General features: G+C 43.1%; 21 protein-coding genes and 2 tRNA genes. 22 read left to right on the top strand and 1 reads right to left on the bottom strand.

What is annotated here, in order from left to right; genetic code table 11:
- Positions 1-137 precede the first annotated feature (137 nt).
- From F597_RS0110560 to F597_RS0110545, 4 genes are all read left to right on the top strand, one after another.
- Positions 138-749 (top strand): FKBP-type peptidyl-prolyl cis-trans isomerase, encoded by a 612-nt coding sequence (locus F597_RS0110560; RefSeq protein WP_019539708.1) that lies wholly within the window; start codon positions 138-140, stop codon positions 747-749.
- Between the two features lie 107 nt (positions 750-856).
- Positions 857-2,941, top strand: a complete 2,085-nt coding sequence (locus F597_RS0110555; RefSeq protein ID WP_019539707.1) for a cation:proton antiporter — start codon at positions 857-859, stop codon at positions 2,939-2,941.
- A gap of 72 nt (positions 2,942-3,013) precedes the next feature.
- The gene (gene aroC / locus F597_RS0110550) at positions 3,014-4,093 is read left to right on the top strand and encodes a chorismate synthase (RefSeq protein ID WP_019539706.1); all 1,080 of its coding nucleotides are present in this window, start codon (positions 3,014-3,016) and stop codon (positions 4,091-4,093) included.
- Between the two features lie 52 nt (positions 4,094-4,145).
- Positions 4,146-5,006 (top strand): N-acetylmuramoyl-L-alanine amidase-like domain-containing protein, encoded by an 861-nt coding sequence (locus F597_RS0110545; protein WP_019539705.1) that lies wholly within the window; start codon positions 4,146-4,148, stop codon positions 5,004-5,006.
- Positions 5,007-5,008: 2 nt separating this feature from the next.
- On the opposite strand, the gene F597_RS0110540 is transcribed toward F597_RS0110545, so the two are convergent.
- A complete protein-coding gene (locus tag F597_RS0110540; RefSeq protein ID WP_019539704.1) occupies positions 5,009-6,796 on the bottom strand; it encodes a S41 family peptidase in 1,788 nt (595 codons plus the stop codon).
- A 330-nt stretch (positions 6,797-7,126) separates the two neighbouring features.
- Here F597_RS0110540 and F597_RS20580 point away from each other — a divergent pair, with 330 nt between their 5' ends.
- The 18 genes from F597_RS20580 to F597_RS0110450 all read left to right on the top strand — a co-directional run bounded on the left by F597_RS20580 (position 7,127) and on the right by F597_RS0110450 (position 21,181).
- Positions 7,127-7,534: a VanZ family protein gene (locus F597_RS20580; protein WP_019539702.1), complete on the top strand. Its 408-nt coding sequence runs from the start codon at positions 7,127-7,129 to the stop codon at positions 7,532-7,534.
- A gap of 175 nt (positions 7,535-7,709) precedes the next feature.
- Complete coding sequence (locus F597_RS0110525; protein ID WP_019539701.1) at positions 7,710-8,309, top strand: TlpA family protein disulfide reductase; 600 nt, start codon at positions 7,710-7,712, stop codon at positions 8,307-8,309.
- Positions 8,310-8,392: 83 nt separating this feature from the next.
- Positions 8,393-8,860: a magnetosome magnetite crystal formation protein family gene (locus F597_RS0110520; RefSeq protein WP_019539700.1), complete on the top strand. Its 468-nt coding sequence runs from the start codon at positions 8,393-8,395 to the stop codon at positions 8,858-8,860.
- Between the two features lie 6 nt (positions 8,861-8,866).
- Entirely contained in the window at positions 8,867-9,538 is a 672-nt protein-coding gene (locus F597_RS0110515) for a cell division ATP-binding protein FtsE (RefSeq protein ID WP_019539699.1), read from the top strand.
- Between the two features lie 274 nt (positions 9,539-9,812).
- Complete coding sequence (locus tag F597_RS0110510) at positions 9,813-11,432, top strand: CTP synthase (RefSeq protein WP_019539698.1); 1,620 nt, start codon at positions 9,813-9,815, stop codon at positions 11,430-11,432.
- Between the two features lie 9 nt (positions 11,433-11,441).
- Positions 11,442-13,448, top strand: coding sequence for a membrane protein insertase YidC (gene yidC, locus F597_RS0110505; RefSeq protein WP_019539697.1), 2,007 nt, complete (start codon positions 11,442-11,444; stop codon positions 13,446-13,448).
- Between the two features lie 176 nt (positions 13,449-13,624).
- Positions 13,625-13,966: a hypothetical protein gene (locus tag F597_RS0110500; protein ID WP_019539696.1), complete on the top strand. Its 342-nt coding sequence runs from the start codon at positions 13,625-13,627 to the stop codon at positions 13,964-13,966.
- 31 nt (positions 13,967-13,997) lie between these two features.
- The gene (locus F597_RS0110495) at positions 13,998-14,678 is read left to right on the top strand and encodes a YiaD family glycine zipper/OmpA-like lipoprotein (protein ID WP_019539695.1); all 681 of its coding nucleotides are present in this window, start codon (positions 13,998-14,000) and stop codon (positions 14,676-14,678) included.
- Between the two features lie 110 nt (positions 14,679-14,788).
- Positions 14,789-15,262: a GAF domain-containing protein gene (locus F597_RS0110490; protein ID WP_019539694.1), complete on the top strand. Its 474-nt coding sequence runs from the start codon at positions 14,789-14,791 to the stop codon at positions 15,260-15,262.
- Between the two features lie 142 nt (positions 15,263-15,404).
- A tRNA-Gly gene (locus F597_RS0110485) sits at positions 15,405-15,477 on the top strand.
- Positions 15,478-15,953: 476 nt separating this feature from the next.
- Positions 15,954-17,483, top strand: coding sequence for a hypothetical protein (locus tag F597_RS22655; protein WP_019539693.1), 1,530 nt, complete (start codon positions 15,954-15,956; stop codon positions 17,481-17,483).
- A complete protein-coding gene (locus tag F597_RS0110475; protein WP_019539692.1) occupies positions 17,480-17,929 on the top strand; it encodes a hypothetical protein in 450 nt (149 codons plus the stop codon). The genes F597_RS22655 and F597_RS0110475 overlap by 4 nt, the downstream gene beginning before the upstream one ends.
- 14 nt (positions 17,930-17,943) lie before the next feature.
- A complete protein-coding gene (locus F597_RS0110470) occupies positions 17,944-18,384 on the top strand; it encodes a hypothetical protein (RefSeq protein WP_019539691.1) in 441 nt (146 codons plus the stop codon).
- Between the two features lie 14 nt (positions 18,385-18,398).
- Complete coding sequence (locus F597_RS0110465; RefSeq protein WP_139224084.1) at positions 18,399-18,884, top strand: hypothetical protein; 486 nt, start codon at positions 18,399-18,401, stop codon at positions 18,882-18,884.
- Between the two features lie 58 nt (positions 18,885-18,942).
- Positions 18,943-19,425, top strand: coding sequence for a hypothetical protein (locus F597_RS0110460; RefSeq protein ID WP_245542023.1), 483 nt, complete (start codon positions 18,943-18,945; stop codon positions 19,423-19,425).
- 80 nt (positions 19,426-19,505) lie between these two features.
- Positions 19,506-19,937 carry a hypothetical protein gene (locus tag F597_RS0110455; protein ID WP_081624363.1) on the top strand — a complete coding sequence of 144 codons (432 nt, stop codon included), beginning with the start codon at positions 19,506-19,508 and terminating at the stop codon, positions 19,935-19,937.
- 434 nt (positions 19,938-20,371) lie between these two features.
- Positions 20,372-20,454, top strand: a tRNA-Glu gene (locus F597_RS22375).
- A 274-nt stretch (positions 20,455-20,728) separates the two neighbouring features.
- Positions 20,729-21,181: a ferritin-like domain-containing protein gene (locus F597_RS0110450; protein WP_019539687.1), complete on the top strand. Its 453-nt coding sequence runs from the start codon at positions 20,729-20,731 to the stop codon at positions 21,179-21,181.
- Positions 21,182-21,187 lie beyond the last annotated feature (6 nt).

Raw genomic sequence — 21,187 nt, 5'->3', positions numbered from 1 at the left:
AAGGTGGGAAGGACTGGGAGAGTGGGAGACTGGGGAGAAAGGGAGAGTGAAAAGGAAAAATTGAAGGATAATGAATAATTAGTAATTCCAAAATCCTAAATCCAAAATATTAAATTATAATTTATAAATAAGAAACAATGCAAATCTCAGACAACAAATATGTTACCGTTACCTATGACCTTAATGTAGGTGAAGGTGAAGAACGGGAATTGATGGAACGGGCAACAGCCCAGCAACCGCTGGAATTTATTTTCGGCACTAACTCCATGCTCGAAGCATTCGAGAATCAACTAAGAGGGCTTTCCCAAGGTGATAAATTCTCTTTCCGGCTCACTCCTGAAGAAGCTTATGGTGATTACGACGATACCAAAGTACTTGAACTGCCCAAAAATATCTTCGAAATTGATGGGAAAATCGATGAAGGAGTGCTCTTTGAAGGGAATACCCTTCCTATGATGGACTCCTCCGGAAACCGCCTTGTCGGGTCTGTAGTTTCAGTCGGCGATGATGTGGTTATTATGGACTTTAATCACCCGCTGGCAGGTGAAATCATGCATTTCGAAGGAACCGTTATGGGCGTGCGGGAAGCCTCTGTCGAAGAGATCGCTGCTCTTTTTTCCGGTGGCGGTTGTGGTTGTGGATCCGGAGGTTGCGGTTCGGGAGATGAAGGTGGCTGTGGCTGCGGTTCTTCCGACGAAAGTCAGGCCGGAGGCTGTGGTTGTGGTGCAGGTGGTTGCGGAAGCTGCTGATTCCGCTTTAATCACTTATCGAGATAGTGCTGGCTATGGCAGGGGATTAGTTTATCGAAAACGCTCGGCCTACCTGGACTGCAAGTAGAGTCAATTTATACAACCCAATGTTATTATCATTAGATTTATCACTACCTATCACTAATCCTACGGTGCAGTTTCTGATCCTGTTCGTGATCGTATTATTTGCACCTATCCTGTTCAATAAGATCAGAATACCTTCTCTGATCGGACTTATTATTGCAGGGGCTGTTATCGGTCCCTATGGGGTAGGGCTGATGTTACGAGACAGTAATATGATCATGTTGGGTAATGCAGGGTTGCTCTATATCATGTTCCTTGCCGGCATAGAGATTGACGTAGCCGAATTTAGGAAGAACAGCTCAAAGAGTTTGGTATTCGGAATGCTCACTTTCTCTATTCCTATGATCATCGGTACGTTTGCGGGCTTGTACCTGCTCAACCTCACACTTATTTCATCTATACTGCTGGCAAGTATGTTTGCTTCCCATACGTTGGTGGCATATCCTATCATCAGTAAACTGGGAGCGGGAAAGAATAGGGCCGTTACTGTTGCGGTAGGAGGGACAATGATCACCGATACGCTGGCACTGCTGGTACTGGCCATTATTGTTAGCATGAACGAAGGACAGGTTACCTCGGCCTTCTGGACACAGATGACCCTCTCGTTGATCCTTTTTTCACTGGTCGTCGTTTTTCTTTTTCCCGTTGTCGGAAGATGGTTCTTCAAGAAATTTCATGACAGCACGTCGCAATTCATTTTTGTGATGACGATGATATTCCTTGGCGGGTTTCTTGCCGAACTGGCCGGAATTGAAGCGATTATCGGGGCTTTCCTCGCCGGACTTTCCATGAACAGGCTTATCCCTCATGTTTCTTCATTGATGAACAGGATCGGCTTCGTGGGAAACGCCATCTTTATTCCCATATTCCTTATCAGTGTGGGAATGCTTATTGATTACCATGCCTTTATCACTGGATTCGAAACTCTTAAAGTGGCAGTGGTAATGACAGTGGTAGCCATTCTTGCCAAGTTTCTGGCTGCATGGGCTACACAAAAGATTTACGGCTATACCAAAGCCGAACGCATGCTTATCTTCGGACTCAGCAACGCTCAGGCAGCTGCTACCTTAGCTGCAATAATGGTGGGACACAGAGTGGGGTTACTCGATGATAGTATCCTCAACGGTACTATTGTCATGATCCTTGTCACATGCACTATTGCCTCTTTCCGTGCACAAAAGGGGGCTGTGGAAGTTTCTCTCTCAGAGGGGATGGTAAAAGAGGAAGAAGGGAATCCGGATGAACGTATCCTTATTCCTGTCGCCAATAAAGATACGCTCAGAGACTTGATCGATCTTAGCCTGATTATAAAATCCAAGGCTAATGTCGACAACGTTTATGCACTCAATATCATCAAAAGTAATGAGTCTACACCTGACACGGAGAAAGCTTCGGAAAAATTACTTGAAGAGGCTGTTGTTCTGGGTGCCGGCGCCGACACAGTCATTCAGCCTCTGCAACGTTACGATATGAACATACTCAATGGAATCCTTGGAGTAGTAAAAAAATATGCTATCACCGATATTGTGATGGGACTTCACGTAAAACAGGAGATATCGGAGTCTTTCCTTGGGAATCTTGTGGAAGGAGTACTTCATAAGTGTCAATCCACTCTTTTCGTATATAAAGCCATACAGCCATTGGGTACGATTAAACGCAGGCTGGTTATCATTCCACCTAATGCCGATAAAGAGGTCGGTTTTTCACTCTGGTTATCCAAAATATGGAATTTAGGTCGTAACTCAGGTGGGAAACTAAGTTTCTATGCTACCAATGAGATACTCGATACCCTTCGCTATGTATACAAGATACATCCTATAGATGCGGAATTTAATGAGTTTAGTGATTGGAAAGAACTTGTCAGACTGGCAAAAGAGGTCGGAAAAAATGATGGATTGGTTATTGTGATGAGCCGCCAGCGGAAGATATCCTATAATCCTGTTATGCGTAATATCCCCGATTACATCAACAAGCATTTTAAAGATACCAATTTTATGTTGCTTTATCCGGTACAATCAACCTCCGTGGAAGACTATCACAACGATATGATCAATGCCTCACTGATAACGCCTGTTCGTAATCAGGATGGATTTGGTGTTACTCCTTGATAAGGGATAATACTTTAATATACTGCGCACGACAACTGGTAATTAGTAATTTTGTAATTAGTAATTTTTAAAATGAATACATTCGGAACAATATTCAGGTTGACATCATTCGGAGAGTCACATGGTGCAGCTGTGGGAGGTGTTATCGATGGCTGCCCTCCGGGATTGGAACTTGATATGGATTTTATACAGTCGGAGCTCGACAGACGTCGTCCCGGTCAGTCCCGTATCACTACTCCGCGTAAGGAGGCAGACAAAGTGGAATTTCTTTCGGGAGTATTTGAAAATAAAACTACCGGCGCTCCTATCGGTTTCATCGTGAGGAACGAGAATCAGCAGTCGTCCGATTACGATAACATCAAAGAGGCTTTTCGTCCTTCGCATGCCGATTTCACCTATCAGGAGAAATATGGTATCCGCGACTATCGTGGTGGAGGACGATCGTCAGCGCGGGAGACTATTGCCCGTGTGGTGGCCGGGGCTGTGGCAAAACTCTACCTTCGGCATCTGGATATACATATTACAGCCTATACTTCACAGGTGGGCGATATTGCATTAGAGAACGATTACAGGATATACGACCTTTCACGTACGGAAGATAATTTTGTACGTTGTCCTGATCCTGATATCGCGGAACAAATGATCAGGCTTATTCAGGAGGTACGCTATCAGGGAGATACCATTGGCGGGACTATCACCTGTGTGGTCAAAGGGACACCGATAGGATTGGGTGAACCGGTATTTGGTAAACTCCATGCTATGCTTGGCTCGGCTATGTTGAGCATCAATGCTGTCAAAGGCTTTGAGTATGGCTCCGGTTTCGATGTCGCTGCACGTGGTTCCGAGGTGAATGACTCTTTTTATAACGATAATGGCAGGGTGAGTACCCGCACTAACTATTCGGGTGGTATTCAAGCCGGTATTTCCAATGGGCAGGATATCTATTTCCGTGTAGCCTTCAAGCCGGTTTCTACTATCCTCCGGGAGCAGCAGACGGTGGATATGCATGGCAACGATACGATCATTAAAGCACGCGGACGACACGACCCTTGTGTGCTGCCCCGTGCAGTCCCCATTGTGGAAGCCATGGCGGCTATCACCCTTCTGGATGCTTATTTGCTCTCGAAAGCTACAGCACCGCTTCATCCGTAATTTGGACGATTAAACCGGGAATTCCCTGGAATGGGGAGTAAAACAGAGAATCATGGGAAAGATGGTAATTGTATTTTCGATCATGATGTTATCTACAGTCTTTGCGGAGGATATCAGTATGCCTCCTGAAGCGGTTTATACTGCAGAAGACCGGCAGATATTCGATCGTTACATTGCCTATATCGACCCGTGGCGATCAGCGCCTACTGACAGCCTGCTTGAAAAGACAGCTCTTTTCTTTTTGAATTTTCCTTATGTATCCCATACGCTGGAGATGCCCGGAGAAGAGAATTTGGTCGTCAACCTGCGCGAATTTGACTGTACCACTTTCGTCGAATCGGTCATTGCCCTGGTTCGTACCACCCGTTCGGAGAGCCCTGGTTTTAATACTTTCCTCAACGAGTTACAACGTATCCGCTATCGCGACGGCAATCTGCAGGGATATGCCTCGCGACTTCATTATACATCCGACTGGCTTTATGATAATGAGAAGAAAGGGTTCTTGAAAAACAGTTCCGCCGTATTAGGCGGTATCCGTGAGGAAAAAACGATCGATTTCATGACTACCCATCGTAATGCTTACAGGCAATTGAAGAACGACGAAGTGCTGCTTCAGGAGATGCAAGTGATAGAAAATGGTATCAATGAACGGAATGGATTTTATTATCTGCCCAAAGAGTCTATAGCCGGTAGGGCGTCTAAGATCCCGCATATGTCTATGGTTGCCTTTACTACCAGTATTAAAGGGCTGGACGTCACCCATATGGGATTTGCCTTTCAGGAGGAGGACAGGCTCACTTTTATACATGCCTCATCCACACGGGAAAAAGTGGTGATCGATCAAAAAACGCTCAGTGACTACTGTGCCGGTCAATCTTCCTGTACCGGCATTATCATTGCAGAAGTGCTATAGTCTTAGACTAAAAACATCTTTCCACCATTCCACCGTTCTACCTTTTTACTTTCCCAAGAATACTGATTTTCCGGTTTTTCCTTTATTTCTGCTGTAGGTGGTACCTTTGCCGGTAGCGGCCGAAGTATCGAGCGGTACATCTCCGCGTTCCGGAGTACCTCCACTGCCTTATCGTACACCTTGTCGTCCGACAATTGATGCAAAAGTACTCCCTTCTTATAATAGAAACGCTGCACGATCTCCGATTCGATCATGCTGGTAATATCCTCTTTGAAGAGTTCCAGGTCCCGATCCAGATTTGCATGTAACTTTGCTTCCAATGCTGCGAATTCTTCTTTGGCTACATCCATATATCCTTCGAATTCCATCATACTCTTCAACTGTTGCAGCGAACGTTCGCTCAACTGGTCGTATTCGAAATCCCGATTCTTTACAAATTCCTTGAACGCTTCGTAGTCGCTCTCCGAAAGCCTGAACTGGTGGGGTGGAGCAATCTCTTTATGTTGTTGCGTCCACTCTGTCACATAATCAAAGATTACATTGTCGGCCATCAGATAGTATGCAATTGTTCCCCCGGCAGGCTGCGGAATGGTAATATCGGGCGTAATTCCACCTCCGTCACGTACTTCACGCCCGTTACGCGTTTTAAATACATTTGTCAGTGAGTCGGGTACCCGTGCCACACTTCCGTCGGGGTTACGGTGCGAGTAATCCAGCGCCTGGATACAGCGCCCACTCGGAATATAATATTTTGAAGTGGTAATTTTGATATTTCCACCATATGGCAGATCGCGTGGCGTTTGCACCAATCCTTTTCCGAACGACCGGTTACCGACTATCACCGCCCTGTCGAGATCCTGAAGTCCTCCCGCTACGATCTCTGATGCCGATGCCGAGCCGGTATCAATCAATACTACGATAGGTATAATTTCATCCAACGGCTGATTGCGTGTCAGGTAGGTTCTGTCCCACTGTTTTACCTTTCCTTTGGTCGATACGATCTCTTCTCCTTTCGGGACAAACAGGTTCACTACATCCACTGCTTCGTCCAGGATACCCCCGCCGTTACCGCGCAGGTCCATGATCAACGATGTGGCTCCCTTCTCCTTCAGGTCCTGTACTGTTTTCTTTACCCGGTCGGCACTTCGTGTCGTAAAACTCCCGAAATGAAGATAACCGATCTTATCATCTGTGACTCCCGAGTAGGTAATGGGGTCGACTTCTATCTTCTCTCTCACGATCTTCAGTGTCCGATCCTTCTTTTCTCCGGGCCGCCGGATCGTCAATTCAAGCGATGTGCCCGGTGTTCCTTTCAGTTTGTCGCTTACCTCTTTCACCGTCGATTTCCGCATATCTTTTCCGTCAATCTCAAGGATGGCGTCACCCGCTTTCAGGCCGGCCTTATCTGCCGGCAATCCCTCATGGGGTTCATTGATCACTACCTGCCCGTTGTTATAAGATATAATCGCCCCGATACCTGCATATTCGCCTGTCGTCATAAACTGAAGGTCTTCCATATTCTCTTCCGCGTAATATTCGGTATAAGGATCCAGACGTGTTAACATGTTGCGGATACTGTTCTGTACTAAATTATTCACCTCTACACTGTCCACATAAAACATGTCCAGTTCACGCAGTACCGAGTTGAAGATGTCAATATTCTTATTGATGTCGAAATAACGTTGATTTTTATTATCAGCCGGTGCCTGCGCCTGCGCTGCCGCTTGCAATGTTGTAAAAACCGCCAGCATACAAAGAATAATCTTTCTCATATAATATAATTGATTCATTTTTTACTTTCAAAATTCAGCTACGCTGATTCGCAATTCACATCCATGATTCGTGATCTCGGATCTCGGATTTGGAATTCCCATCTCCCTTTCTCCCCAGTCCCCCAATCATATGTCAACTTTCCCTCCTTCTCAAGTGGCAAAGGAACAAATTTTTGATGAGAATGAAATATAGTTTTAGTTATATGTTTATAAATCCATGTTTCTATTAGGATATAACTTCCATTTGTTGTAGTCTGTTTTTTATTTTGCATGTAAACTACGCATGTCTCGCAACAAAAGCAGTTGGTTTGTTGTTATCTTTGAAGTTTTTCAGATTAATTCTTGTTTATGAAGACCCTGCTCCGTTATATATTCCTGCCTCTACTTACAGTATTGCTTATTTTTATTGCTACCTGTCTAATTTCATCTTCCCGGATGCCCGGTATGCCCGAAGGTTTTCCGTGGGATAAGTTGGTACATTTTGGTATGTTTTTTGTCCTTTCCGCCGTCTCGTTGATCGATTATTACAGGTTGTGCAAGGGAAACCCGCCTACTTTACGATGGATTTTCTGGGGCTTTTTTATTCCCGTACTTTATGGAGGAGGTATTGAGTTAATGCAGAAATATTTCTTCGTATCCCGCAGTGCGGAATGGGCTGATTGGATTGCTGATATTCTCGGTTCGCTGGTCGCGACTGTAGTAGTAATTATTTCCCTCAAAAAACGACGATATTCGGAAAAAAATATATCTTTGTAAAGTCGAACATGTTTAAAAAGGTTATAATATCCGAAAGTATAACTAAATTGTCTTGGTCTTGAACTTTAGTTCCAAATTCCAAATTCTAAGTTCCAAATTCTAAGTTCTAAGTTCTAAGTTCCAAGTTCCAAGTTCCAAGTTCTAAGTTCCAAGTTCTGAATTAATAATGATTAATATGCGTAAATTTTTTATACTCTATAGTTTTCTGGCAGCTGGATTGCTGATATCATGTACCGCTTCTTCCGAAAAAAAATCCGCAGTATCCGACACACCATCCGATTCTGCTGCTGTAGCACAGGAACCACTTAGTGACGGTGATCGGCAGTTTTTGGTGAAAGTGGGCGACCAGGCTCCCGATTTTACAATGGAACTGCCTGACGGTAGTCATGTCACACTCTCCTCTCTACGGGGGAAAGTGGTGATGTTGCAATTTACCGCCAGTTGGTGTGGTGTATGCCGTAAGGAAATGCCCCATATTGAATCGCGTATCTGGCAGCGTCATAAAAATAATCCGGAATTTGCACTGTATGGAGTCGATCGTGAAGAGCCGGTAGAGAAAATTCAGGAACTCATTGAGGCCACCGGAGTGACCTATCCCATAGGTTTGGATCCTGATGCCGGTATCTTTGGTTTATATGCCGAAAAGAAGGCTGGTATTACCCGTAATATCATTATTGACCGGGAAGGGAAAATTGTGATGCTTACGCGTCTGTTCGAAGAAGAAGAATTTGAACGAATGGTGAATCTGATTGATTCGTTATTGTCAGAATCCTGATGGTTTTAGATTTCAAATTCAAGATTTCAAATCATTAAAATCGCTTTTCATTTTTCACTTTTCACTTTTAATTTGTTTATTGTATGAAATACGAAGATTTAAAAATTCTCGATGAGTTACGGGAAAAAGGGAGTATTTCCGAAGAGGAATATCAACGCGAGAAAGAAAAAATTCTCAATGATCAGGAAAATATCTTGAGTAATACCGGTAAGAAGCCTTTGTTTGGGCTCGAGGAAAACACTTATCTGATGCTTATGCACCTCACTCAATTTGCAGGAGCTATCGTTCCGTTGGCCGGTTTCATAATTCCTATCCTGATGTGGACTACCAACAAAGATACTAATGCCAATGTTGATAAGCATGGTAAGAATATTCTCAATTGTATGATCAGTTACGCTATTTATGCCGTCGTACTCTGTATCACTGTGATCGGTATCCCTGTGGCTGTCGTATTGGGTCTACTTTACGCCGTTTTTGTAGTGATTGCTACTGTCAAAGCCAATAACGGAGAGTACTGGAAATATCCGTTTACTATTCAATTCATTAAATAAAAAACAATGGTGCAGGAACAACTTGTTAATTATTCCAATGTACAACTCAACCGTGAGGAAAATATTATCCTTCGCAATGTCAATCTTACTGTCAATCGCGGCGATTTCCTCTATATCATTGGCAAAGTCGGTTCCGGAAAAAGCACCCTGATGAAAAGTATGTATGCCGAGCTTCCCATCGAGGAGGGGAGTGCACGGGTATTCGATTATGAACTGGCCGGCATCAAACGCCGGCTGATTCCTTTTCTTCGTAGAAAGATAGGAATTGTCTTTCAGGATTTTCAACTGCTTATCGACCGTACTGTTGAGAAGAATCTCGAGTTTGTACTGCGTGCCACCGGCTGGAAGAACCGCCGTGAGATCAGGGACCGGATTAATGAGGTGTTGGTGCAGGTCGGTATGCAGAATAAGACCTATAAGATGCCGCACGAACTGTCGGGTGGAGAACAGCAACGTGTGGTGATTGCCCGTGCCCTGCTCAATTCACCCGCCCTCATACTGGCCGATGAACCGACCGGCAACCTCGACCCCGAAACCGGAAGCCAGATTGTCGCTCTCCTCCAGGAAATATCCAGCCGCGGTACTGCCGTCATCATGTCCACCCACAATTACTCCATCGTACAGGCCTTCCCCGGCAAGATCATGCGTTGTGAAAATGCCTCCCTTATTCCTATGTGATTCAAGATTTAAGATTCAATATTCAATATTCAAGATTTAAAATTCAAGAGCCAGAACTTTTTTAGATTTGAAATATGGAATTTGAGATTTGAAATGTCTTAATTACTAATTACCAATTCTTCATTTTCAATTATCAATTATCCATTGTCAATTATCCATTGTCAATTATCCATCATCCCTTTCCACTTTTCCGCCTTCCCACTGCCCATTATTCCTAATTTTTTCCTACCTTTGCAACTTCGAAAAATTCATTTACGTTAAACAATTCACAATCGTGGCCGATACAAAGTATATTTTTGTTACAGGTGGAGTAGTTTCCTCACTGGGAAAAGGAATTATTGCTTCGTCGTTGGGTAAGTTGTTGCAGTCAAGAGGTTATAAAGTCACCATTCAGAAGTTCGACCCCTATATCAATGTCGACCCAGGAACCCTTAACCCCTATGAGCATGGCGAGTGCTATGTAACTGTGGATGGGCATGAGGCCGACCTCGACCTGGGACACTACGAACGTTTCCTCAACATACAGACCACCAAGGGGAATAACATCACCACCGGACGGATTTATCAGAGTGTGATCCAGAAGGAGCGTCGCGGCGACTACCTTGGCAAGACCGTACAGGTCATTCCCCACATTACCGATGAAATCAAGCGCAATGTCAAATCGCTCGGCGTGAAGAGTAAGTTCGATTTTGTTATCACCGAGATCGGGGGAACTGTGGGTGACATCGAATCCACCCCTTTCCTTGAGGCCGTACGCCAGCTTCGTTGGGAGCTCGGACGCAACTGCTTCTGCCTCCATCTCACCTATGTACCTTATATCGCAGCTGCGGGAGAAGTGAAGACCAAACCTACGCAACACTCCGTCAAGGAATTGCAGTCACTCGGTATCCAACCCGATATGCTGGTACTCCGCACGGATCGTAATCTCAACAAAGATATTCTCGACAAGGTAGCCCTTTTCTGTAATGTGGAACAGGGCGCCGTGATGCAGTCGGTAGATGTGTCCAGCATTTATGAAGTACCTATCATGATGCAGAAGCAGGGCATGGACGAGGTGGTACTGCGCAAAATGAATATGCCTGTCGAAGGCAGCGCCGACCTGGATGCATGGAATGCTTTCCTTCAGAAACGTAAAAGCGCCAGGAAAGAGGTCTGCATCAAATTGGTAGGGAAATATGCCGAATTGCCCGATGCTTACAAATCGATCAACGAAGCGCTTTCTCAGGCGGCTATCTATAACGACAGGAAGCTAAAGTTGGATCTCTGCCATTCGGAGAAGATCACTGAAGAGAACGTTGAAGAGACACTGCAGGATGCCGACGGCATTGTCGTTGCCCCCGGCTTCGGCCAGCGGGGTATCGAAGGAAAATACCTCGCGTTGCGTTATGCGCGTGAAAATGATATACCTACTTTTGGTATCTGCCTCGGTATGCAATGTATGGTCATTGAGTATGCCCGCTCTGTCCTGGATATTCCGGGCGCCAACTCCACCGAGTTCGATCCTAAGGCTGCTGATAAGGTGATCGACCTGATGGAAGAGCAGAAGCATATTACGAATATGGGGGCTTCCATGCGTCTCGGGGCTTACGATTGTTCCATTAAAAAAGGATCGCTGGCATACAAAGCCTACGGTAAGACCAAGGTGAGCGAACGTCACCGCCACCGCTATGAGTTCAATAACCTTTATAAAGAACGGTTCGAGGCTGCCGGCATGAAATGTACCGGTATCAATCCTGATTCGGAACTGGTGGAAGTGGTAGAAGTGCCTCATCTCCACTGGTACCTCGGTACCCAGTTCCACCCCGAATACAACAGCACCGTTATTTCACCCAATCCGCTCTTCATGAGTTTTATGCAAGCTGCGGCGGAATTACACGATGCACGAAAAAAATAAAAACTGATAATGGATAAAAATACAGTCACAGGATTGCTGCTTATCACAGCCATCATTATTGCTTTTACTATTTATAACAGGCCCAATCGTGAACAGATTGAGGCACAGCAGCGCATGCGCGACTCCATTGCAATGGTGGAAGCAGAACGTGCACAACTCGAAGCACAACAAAAGAGAGTAGATACACAGGCTGACACAGCCCTGCCGGGTACAGGGGAGAATGCCGTAGCTGATTTTTTTAGTGCAGGTTCCTTATCATCGTCTGCAGATACTTCTATCGTTTCTGTATTGGAACAAAGTGAGGATTCCGTAACTTTAGCGATGCAGCCAGGCGCCTCTTCTTCGGTTCAGGAAGAAACCGTTGTTCTGGAGAACGAAAAGGTACGTATTCTTCTCAGCACACGTGGTGGTTCCATCCAGTCTGTACAACTTAAGGAATATCTTCACCACACGGGGGAAAATCTCTTATTGTTCAATGGATCTAATGAAGCGCGTTTCAATCTTAACCTGTTCAACCGCAACAGTGTCCATCTCTCCACCGAAGACCAAATCTTTACTCCTGTTTCAGGTGGTGACAGTCATTCTGTCACTATGCGCCTGCAACAAAGTCCCGATCAATATATTGATTTTGTATATACCCTTCCGCCCGATGAATACATGATGGATTTCGAGGTGCGTCTGGCTGGTATGAAGAATGGTCTTCACCCGGAAAGCCTCACCAATTTCCGTATGAACTGGGAGCAGAAGATCCGTCAACAGGAGAAGGGACGCACCTTCGAGAATCGTTTCACTCGTATCCACTATAAATATGACAAACAGGATGTACAGAAGATGAGTGAATCCAAGAACGATCGAAAGGAACTCTCAGAACCGTTGAAGTGGTTCTCGTTCAAAGATCAGTATTTTACTTCCATCATTATCGGTAAGCAACCTTTCAGTAACACTATACTTAGTTCCGAAGTGCTTAACGATCCCGATTACACCAAATATTACAAGGCTGAAGGGTGGGTACCCGCTATAGTAAGCCCAGATAGCGACCTGCTTACTGCAGGCTTTAACTACTACTTCGGACCGGTACACTACAATACACTCAAGGCATACGACAAGGATGTCGCCAACAGTACAGACAAGCTGCAACTCGAGGAGAATGTATATCTCGGTTACCGTTGGCTTAGTTGGGTTAACAAGTGGTTTGTGATCCCTGTTTTTAATTTCTTCCTCTCCCTCAACTGGGGTATGGGATTGATTATCCTGATACTCACCCTTATGGTGAAACTGATCACCCTGCCGCTTACTTACAAATCGTTTATGTCATCGGCTAAGATGAGGGTGCTTCGTCCGCAGATACAGGAATTTGAGAAGAAATACCCGGGTAACGACCAGGAGATGATGATGAAGCGGCAACAGGCTACTATGGAGCTTTACAACAAGGCGGGAGTCAATCCCATGAGCGGTTGTCTTCCCATGTTGATACAGATGCCCGTACTGCTGGCTCTCTTCTTTTTCTTCCCGGCTGCCATCGAGTTGCGCCAGCAGGGTTTCCTTTGGGCAGATGACCTGTCCACCTACGACTCCCTTATATCATGGAGCGGCAATATTCCCCTGATCACCCGTTTCCTGGGTAATCATATCAGCATATTCTGTCTGCTGATGACCGTGGTCAACGTCTTCTATACCAAGTACAACATGTCGATGACCGACACCGGTTCGCAGGCAATGCCCGGAATGAAGTACATGCCCATCTTTATGTCCGTCTTCATGTTCTTCTTCCTCAACTCTTATCCTGCCGGATTGAACTATTACTATTTTCTTTCCACGCTGATCACTATCGGGCTTACTCTTGTCATGAAGCAGGTGATCGATGAAAATAAGATCCTGGCGCAGTTAGAAGCCAACAAGAAGAAGCCCAAAAAGAAATCGGGCTTTATGGCACGTCTTGAAGAAGCACAGAAGATGCAGGAGAAGATGGCACGCGAGAAAGCCAAGGAGAATGCTAAACGCAATGTTCGCCGTTAAGAAGAATCTTCGGATAAGCAGGTATCACCCTTTTATCCGGAGTTTTTTTATTCCCCGGGGAGAAATGCTACACACACCCTGAATTTTTAACAATAGACGAATGTCATTGAACTTATTTTTCCCATATTTGTTTTTTATTTAGTAAGAAGACATTTACTTTTTAAAAAGATATCCACATGAGTCAGGAAGATAAAGTACTTGAATATGATGAGGACGATTCTCTGCGTTTCATACGTGAGAACCTGCCTGAAGAGATGCAGGACGAGTTCTCGGATGACGAGATCAATTACATTGTAGATCTTATTTATGACTTCTACGAAGAAAAGGGCTATCTCGATGAGAATGACGACGACGATGATTCCGAGGTTGAAATCAATGAGGACGAACTACTGGAATATATCGGCCGGAATGCCCGGAAAAATAAAGAGGTATTAGGAAGAGATTATACTGATGAGCAGATTGAAGCCATCGTGGCAGGTGAGTTGGCCTATTGCGACACGCTCAATCTGTTCGATTAACCAAAATAAATTATTAAAATAACAACGAACTATGAAACAATTTTCTAAATTATTTGCCATCGGCCTTTTAGGAGGCGCATTGGTGTTATCGGGTTGTGGAGCAAGCAATACGGTGAAAGGTGGAGGTATTGGCGCCGGTGCCGGTGCAGCTGTCGGTGCAGGTATAGGGGCTATTGCCGGAGGGGGTAAAGGTGCCGCTTGGGGTGCCGGTATAGGGGCTGTACTGGGAGGCTCTGCCGGAGCTATTATCGGTAACAAAATGGATAAGCAGGCTGCCGAACTCGAGCAGATCGAAGGAGCTCAGGTAGAGAAAGTCAACGAAGGTGAAGCCATCAAGGTTACTTTCGAGTCGGGTATCCTTTTCGCCACCAATTCGAGTACACTGAACACCGCTTCACGTACTTCACTCGATAAGTTTGCTACTTCGCTGCAAAACAATCCCGATACCGATGTGAAGATATACGGTCATACCGACAGCACAGGTAGTGATGCTATCAACAATCCACTGTCGCAACGCCGGGCCGAATCGGTATATAATTATCTTGTATCTAAAGGAGTTTCCGGTGCCCGTATGGTATCCGAGGGCTTCGGTTCCACACAGCCTGTGGCCGACAACAATACGGTAACCGGTCGTGCACAAAATCGCCGTGTGGAAGTGTATATTCTTCCTAATGCCAAGATGATCCGCGAGGCACAGGAACAGGCACGATAAGTTTTACTGTGTGGTTTAATTTACTTAACTTACTTTTTCTAAGTTTACGTTTTTGAATCGCGTTGCCTTTACCGGCAGCGCGATTTTTTCACACAGATAGAATAAAGGCTATGGCAGAAGATTTACACATCCCGTATGGGGCATCCAAAGAGGAAATATATAAAGCGTTATACCCCCAGTTGCAGGCATTGATAGAAGGGGAACCCGACCTCATTGCCAATATGGCGAATATTGCATCTGTACTCAAGGAAGCGTTCCACTTTTTCTGGGTCGGTTTTTACCGTGTGTCAGGAGAACAGCTGGTACTCGGCCCCTTTCAGGGACCACCGGCCTGTACCCGAATCAATTATGGAAAAGGAGTCTGCGGCACTGCCTGGAAAGAGGAACGTACCCTTATTGTCCCCGATGTCGATAAGTTTCCCGGCCATATCGCCTGCAGCAGTTTGTCGCGTTCAGAGATCGTTGTACCGGTGAGACATAGAGGTGCTGTTACCGCAGTGCTGGATGTCGACAGTGACCGGCTCGATCATTTCGATGAAACCGATGCTTTCTATCTAGGGGGAATAATTGAACTATTTCGTTAATTTTCCCTTCCGATATTTTGCAGACACAAAACAAAAAAGTATCTTTGCACTGCAATTCCGACGCGTGCTCTCGGTTGGTAGAGCATAACCTTGGCAAGGAGTACCGGAACAGAGGTTTCGGTAAAAAGAACTAAACATTATTGCGGAAGTAGCTCAGTTGGTAGAGCATAACCTTGCCAAGGTTAGGGTCGCGGGTTCGAGTCCCGTCTTCCGCTCAATCTCTCAAAGACATGAGAGAGAAAAAACGAGGATAATAGCTTTCCAGTCAACAGATTAGGGGCTATTTTTTTTATACTTATTCCATTTAACAGACTAAGAAAAGCCCCTAACAGACAACAAATCGGTACTAAATCGGTACCGATTTGAATTTACCCTAAATTGGTACCGATTCGTTTACTTAAGTCATTGATTTGTCGAATTATGTCCGTCAATCTGTCCGTCTTTCGAGACAAGTTGAGACTATTTTTGTGATTTTAAAATTAATGAGTATGAGACGAAGCACTTTTAGAATTCTCTTTTATATCAAAAAGTAAGCTTTTATGCTTAACTCTGTGTCCCAATAAAGTTAGTAAATCCATACAATCAAATATATAGATGCGAAAAGTAATTTTGAATTGCTGTAATTTTATTGGATTTAGTTTTTCTTGTTGGTTTTTATATATTATATTTGTGGTATTGTAAAGAAAACCAAATGAAAAACAGAAAATTTAAGAATCAGTTGTTCCTGGTAATAACGCTTGTTTCAGGCTTATTATACAGTTGTGAGGAAATCCCTTTGGAGGACAGTCTCCAAACCTTGGATATCCCTTCCGACTTAAGCGGAATCATTTCTTCCGAGGAATCTTCTTTCAAAGATAAGTTTGGATATATTGAAACATTCTTTGGGTTCTCTCCTGTACCGAAATGGAATAACCCCAGAATAATCCGGTTAAATGAAGAAGATGCGAATATTTTTATTGATTGCACAACTAACGGATCTGAAATTGGCAACAAGTTTGTTTTTGTGATTTCAAAAAGGGGGGATGATTATTTCTCTTACATAAAAATGCTTCCGGAGAAAGATAAAACAATTCATAGACTGGTTGCTTCCGTAGAAGAAGAGAAGGTGTATTTAGAATTATTTACCAAACAAGCAGACGGGGGAACTATTTCTCAACAAATGGGATATCTGACATCCGGAAACGGACAGCCTGAGACAAGGAGTAACTGTTTTAACCAGAGTATTGATATTATGGTCGGTATTCGTTCCTACGGGGACGGACAATATTCACCCATATATAAAACAATGTTGAAGCTCGTTTGCATAGACTCCGAAGGTGGCGGTGGCGGTAATTGGGTACCTGTTGAACAACCGGATTACACGGGTGTTATACCTCCTTACAAATCTCCAACGGGAGATGGTGGAAGCAGCGGTTCCGGTGGAAACAATGGTTCTGGAGGAAGCAGCGGCTCTGGCGGGGGCTCCGGATCCGGTGGAAGTTCCGGTACAGGTGGTGGTTCGGGTTCCGGTGGAGGCTCCGGCTTGGGTGGGGGTAACGGCGGAGGAGGTAACGGTGGTGGCAATAACGGCCCTATTCCCAGTTGGGGAATTCCGGACTCAGAGGATCCCGGCGGTATAGATTTTATACCATCTCCCCCTAAAAAGTGGATTGAAGACCCTTATGCCGATGCCCGAAAACGCTTTGCAGAAGAAATGTATCAATTGTTGGATGAAGTAAGAAAATATACCCCAATACCCGATGGTACGGAGACAAATCTTGTTGAAAACTGCGCTTCAAATGCAAGGGTAAAAGACGGGAATATAGAGGTTTGTTATCGGTTTTACACGGATGAACATCTTACCAATAAAGACCGTGTTTCCATCCTGTATCATGAGGTGTTGCATATAAAAAACCATGACACTGATAAAGAACCTGAAGTATATAAGATGAAGACAGCCATAACCCTTCAAAATGTGCCTTCCGAATTTAAACAATATATAATGGATCATGTTATTATGATAGGATATCTTCCTTCGGATCAATGGGAGCAAGAGTATCTGAGAGAAATTACGTTTGAATCGATTTACCCTCCGGAATATTACAAGAACGAGATTGAGGCGTATGAAAATGAAATCCAGACAATAACAGGTGTCTCTGCGTATTATAATACGCAACGGAGGTATAAATTATGGGAGCATACACAACTATATGATATATCTAAAAATTATTACGGAAAATGAAAACTTTATTATTTATTTTATTCACCATTTTGCCTTTTACCCTTTCCGCCCAGTTTACGGTAAAGGCATTCAGGACAACGGACGAATATAATAGGAAGGTTATTCGTATAGAGGTAAAAAACACAAGCAATTATGATCTTCGAATTCGCAATCGGGTTGGTGGAGGTCCAGAAAACGGGACATTGTTGTTTTTTAGTTCGACAAAGGAAATTGAGAACAATGCTAGTTTCAGTTTTTACCCCAATCCGTTTGAACCCAAATTATCAAAATTGAGAAACGTAATCATAGAAAAAGGGAAAACGGAAAAGGCAGATATCTCTTTAGACGAGGTTGCAAATGATATCCCAATTGACAAAAAAATCTATTTGTTGGGACATATTGAATATTCTTTCCTACATGGGGACTATGAATTGAAATGGAAAGATATCGAGTTAGAGGTTGAATAGTAAATATTCTCTATATGTATCGGCTAAAAAAGGTATTTCTATTTTTACTCGCATGTATACCCCTGTCCCTTTCTGCCCAGTTTACGGTAAAGGCATACATGACAACGGACCAGTACAACAGAAAAGCCATCCGGATAGAAATAAAGAATGCTGGAAGCCAAGATCTCATGATTAGTAATTCAATCTCTGGTCCTGAAAATGGAACAATATTTCATTTCAGTACTACCAAGAAACAAGAACGCAATGTATTCTTTAGTTTCCATCCCGATCCAACGGAACATAGGAAATTCAGAGTTATAGAAAAGGGAAAGAGTGAGAAAGTCGATGCACCTTTAAACGAGGTTTCAAATTATATTCCGATTGACAAGGATATTTATCTTTTAGGACGAATTGACTATTCACTTCGCGACAATAAAGGTTTCCAAACAAAAGAAATTACAATAAAGGTTGAATAGCAAATATATTCTGAATGTACTGGATAAAAACAATATCTTTACTTTTATTTGCATGTATGCCTTTGTTACTTTCGGCCCAACTGGATGTAAAAGTGTATAAACTCTCCGAAACGACGGATCAAATCACTCTCCGGATGGAAGTAAAGAACAACGGTAAAGAGGATATTACAATTAGAAATTATCCTACTTTTGCCAGAGACTGGCATGGGACATTTATCTATTTTGTAACTACAGATGAAATAAAACAACTGAAAAGCGGTAAAGTAATTTCTTCTGCCTTTCCGTATGTTTTTTGTCCGGAGAAATACGAGGATAAAAACAATCCGGAAAAATCAACTTTCATTCCAGTAAAAAAAGATGAAACAGAGAGAGTTGATTATGTATTGAATAAAAAATGGTACGCCGATCGGACGATTCATATTTACGGGGATATTTCTTACCGCATCGACAATCAAAAGGGAGGTGGAAGAACGCCGATTGATATGAAAGTAAATTTTTGATGATTAGAACAATAACGGTTGAATAGTAAATATATTCTGTATGTACCGGATAAAAAAGATGTTTTTACTTTTACTGGCATGCATACCTCTTTCGCTTTCAGCTCAACTAGATGCCCAGCTAGATTTCAGAGTGTACAAGCTCTCCGAAACTACGGATAAAGTCACTCTCCGGATGGAAGTAAAGAATAACGGCAAAGAGGATATTGTAATCCGAAATGTTCCTAAACTTGTCAGAGAAGAACATGAAACATATATCTATTTCACAACTACGGATGAAATAAAACAGTTGAAAAGCGGCAAAGTAATATCTACGAGCTTTCCGTTTGTCTTTTGTCCGGAGAGATACGAGGACAAAAATAATCCGGAAAAGACAACGTTTATTCCGGTAAAAAAAGGGGAAACAGAGAGAGTTGATTATGTATTGAATAAAAAAAGGTACAGTGATCGGACGATTCATATTTACGGGAGTATTGGTTATCGCAAACTCGACGACCCGAAGATCGCTGGCAGAATCCCGATTGATCTGAAAGTAAATTTTTAATACATTCTATTTCATACTGTATAAAAGAGATTCTCTTGTAGCACGTTGAAGCGATACTTCCTATGATACAATACAAGTAAATGAAAGTTTTATTATCTGTTTTATTCACTATTTTGCCTTTTACGCTTTCTGCTCAATTTAGCGTAATGGCATACAAGACAACGGATCAATACAACAGGAAGGTCATCCGTATAGAGATAAAAAATACCGGAAATCAAGATCTCAGAATACGCAATGCAACTTCTGGTCCTGAAAATGGAACGATATTACATTTCAGCACAAGTAAAAAACAAGAAACCAATGCGTTTTTTAGTTTCCAACTCAATCCAATGGAAGATAGAAGGTACACGAATATACAAAAAGGGAAAGCTGAAAAAATCGATGTTCCTTTAAACGAGGTTTCAAACAATATTCCGATTGACAAGGATATCTATTTGCTGGGACATATTGAATATTATTTCCCCGAAGATAATGAGCGACATATCAAAGAAATAGCAATAAAGGTTGAATAGCAAATATATTCAGGATATATCAGTTAAAGAAGATGTTTTCACTTTTATTTGTGTATCTGCCTTTGTTACTTTCTGCCCAACTGGATATAAAAGCGTACCAACTCTCCAAAACGACGGATAAGGTGACGTTTCGGATTGAGGTATAATGTAAATTTCATTTTATGGAATTCGTTCACTTGAAAGAAAAAAAGAGGGTTGAAAATCAACCCTCTCCAAATTTTGAGTATTTTTGTTCTAACTTGGTACAATCAAATATATAGATGCGTTTTTTTATATTGGTTCTTGTATGAATTCTATATGTGAAAAGAAAAAGGAAGAAATTTGATGCGAAAGTTGTGTAATAGAAACAAGAGAGACTACTTTTGAATTTGAAAAGGAAACAGGCTGCCAGAGGACGCTTGTGTGACAATTTAAGACAGAAAAAAGGTACTAAAGCGGTACTTAGTCGTTAAGTTGATTTGGAAAGATTTTATTCTCAATGATATAGTGAATGCGGGTTCGAGTCCCGTCTTCCGCTCAGATATATAAACGTCCTAAAGTAAAATCTTAGGGCGTTTTTTTATACCGTGTACATTTAACATTTGGCCGCGAAAATCCGTACCAGATCTTACTTCTCGACTATTTACCTATGACAAGCGTATCGGCATTCAACAGGTTCCGATGATTGTAATTTTTTCTCCTGTTAGGTTTTATTAGTACTGCTCTGTAAAACAATAAGAAAAGACATTTGTTTCATTTATATACAGTGCACTGTGGATTCGATTATCAATTAAAAAAGAAAGGACTCAATTATGAATTTAGAAAAACAAGCAGAAACATTGAACGATTTGATATTAATCAATAACGACAGAGTGGAAGGTTATCAGAAAGCCATTGACGAGTTAAAACCTGAAGATTCCGATTTGAGAATCTTATTTCAGGAAAGGGTTGAACAGAGCAGTCTGAATCGCGATGAATTGGCTCCTGCAGTGGTTCGTGGAGGAGAAGAAATTGCCGAAGGCACCATGGTGTCGGGTAAGATTTACCGCGCGTGGATGGATGTCAAAGCCTTTTTCTCGGGAAATAACCGGAGAGCTATTCTCGATAACTGCGTATTCGGCGAAGAAGCAGCTTTGCGTGCTTATGAAGAAGCATTGAACAGCGAGGATCTTACTCCCGAACAACGTGCAATAGTAATCCGTCAACAAGCGGAAATACAGGTCTCGTACGATGAGATCAGGGCCATGCGTGAGATGCTTGGTTAAATTTAT

Origin of the sequence: Proteiniphilum acetatigenes DSM 18083, from assembly GCF_000380985.1 — a bacterium.
Classification (GTDB): domain Bacteria; phylum Bacteroidota; class Bacteroidia; order Bacteroidales; family Dysgonomonadaceae; genus Proteiniphilum; species Proteiniphilum acetatigenes.
The sequence above is the reverse complement of the archived record's forward strand: the minus strand, read 5'-3'. Positions and strand labels throughout refer to the sequence as shown.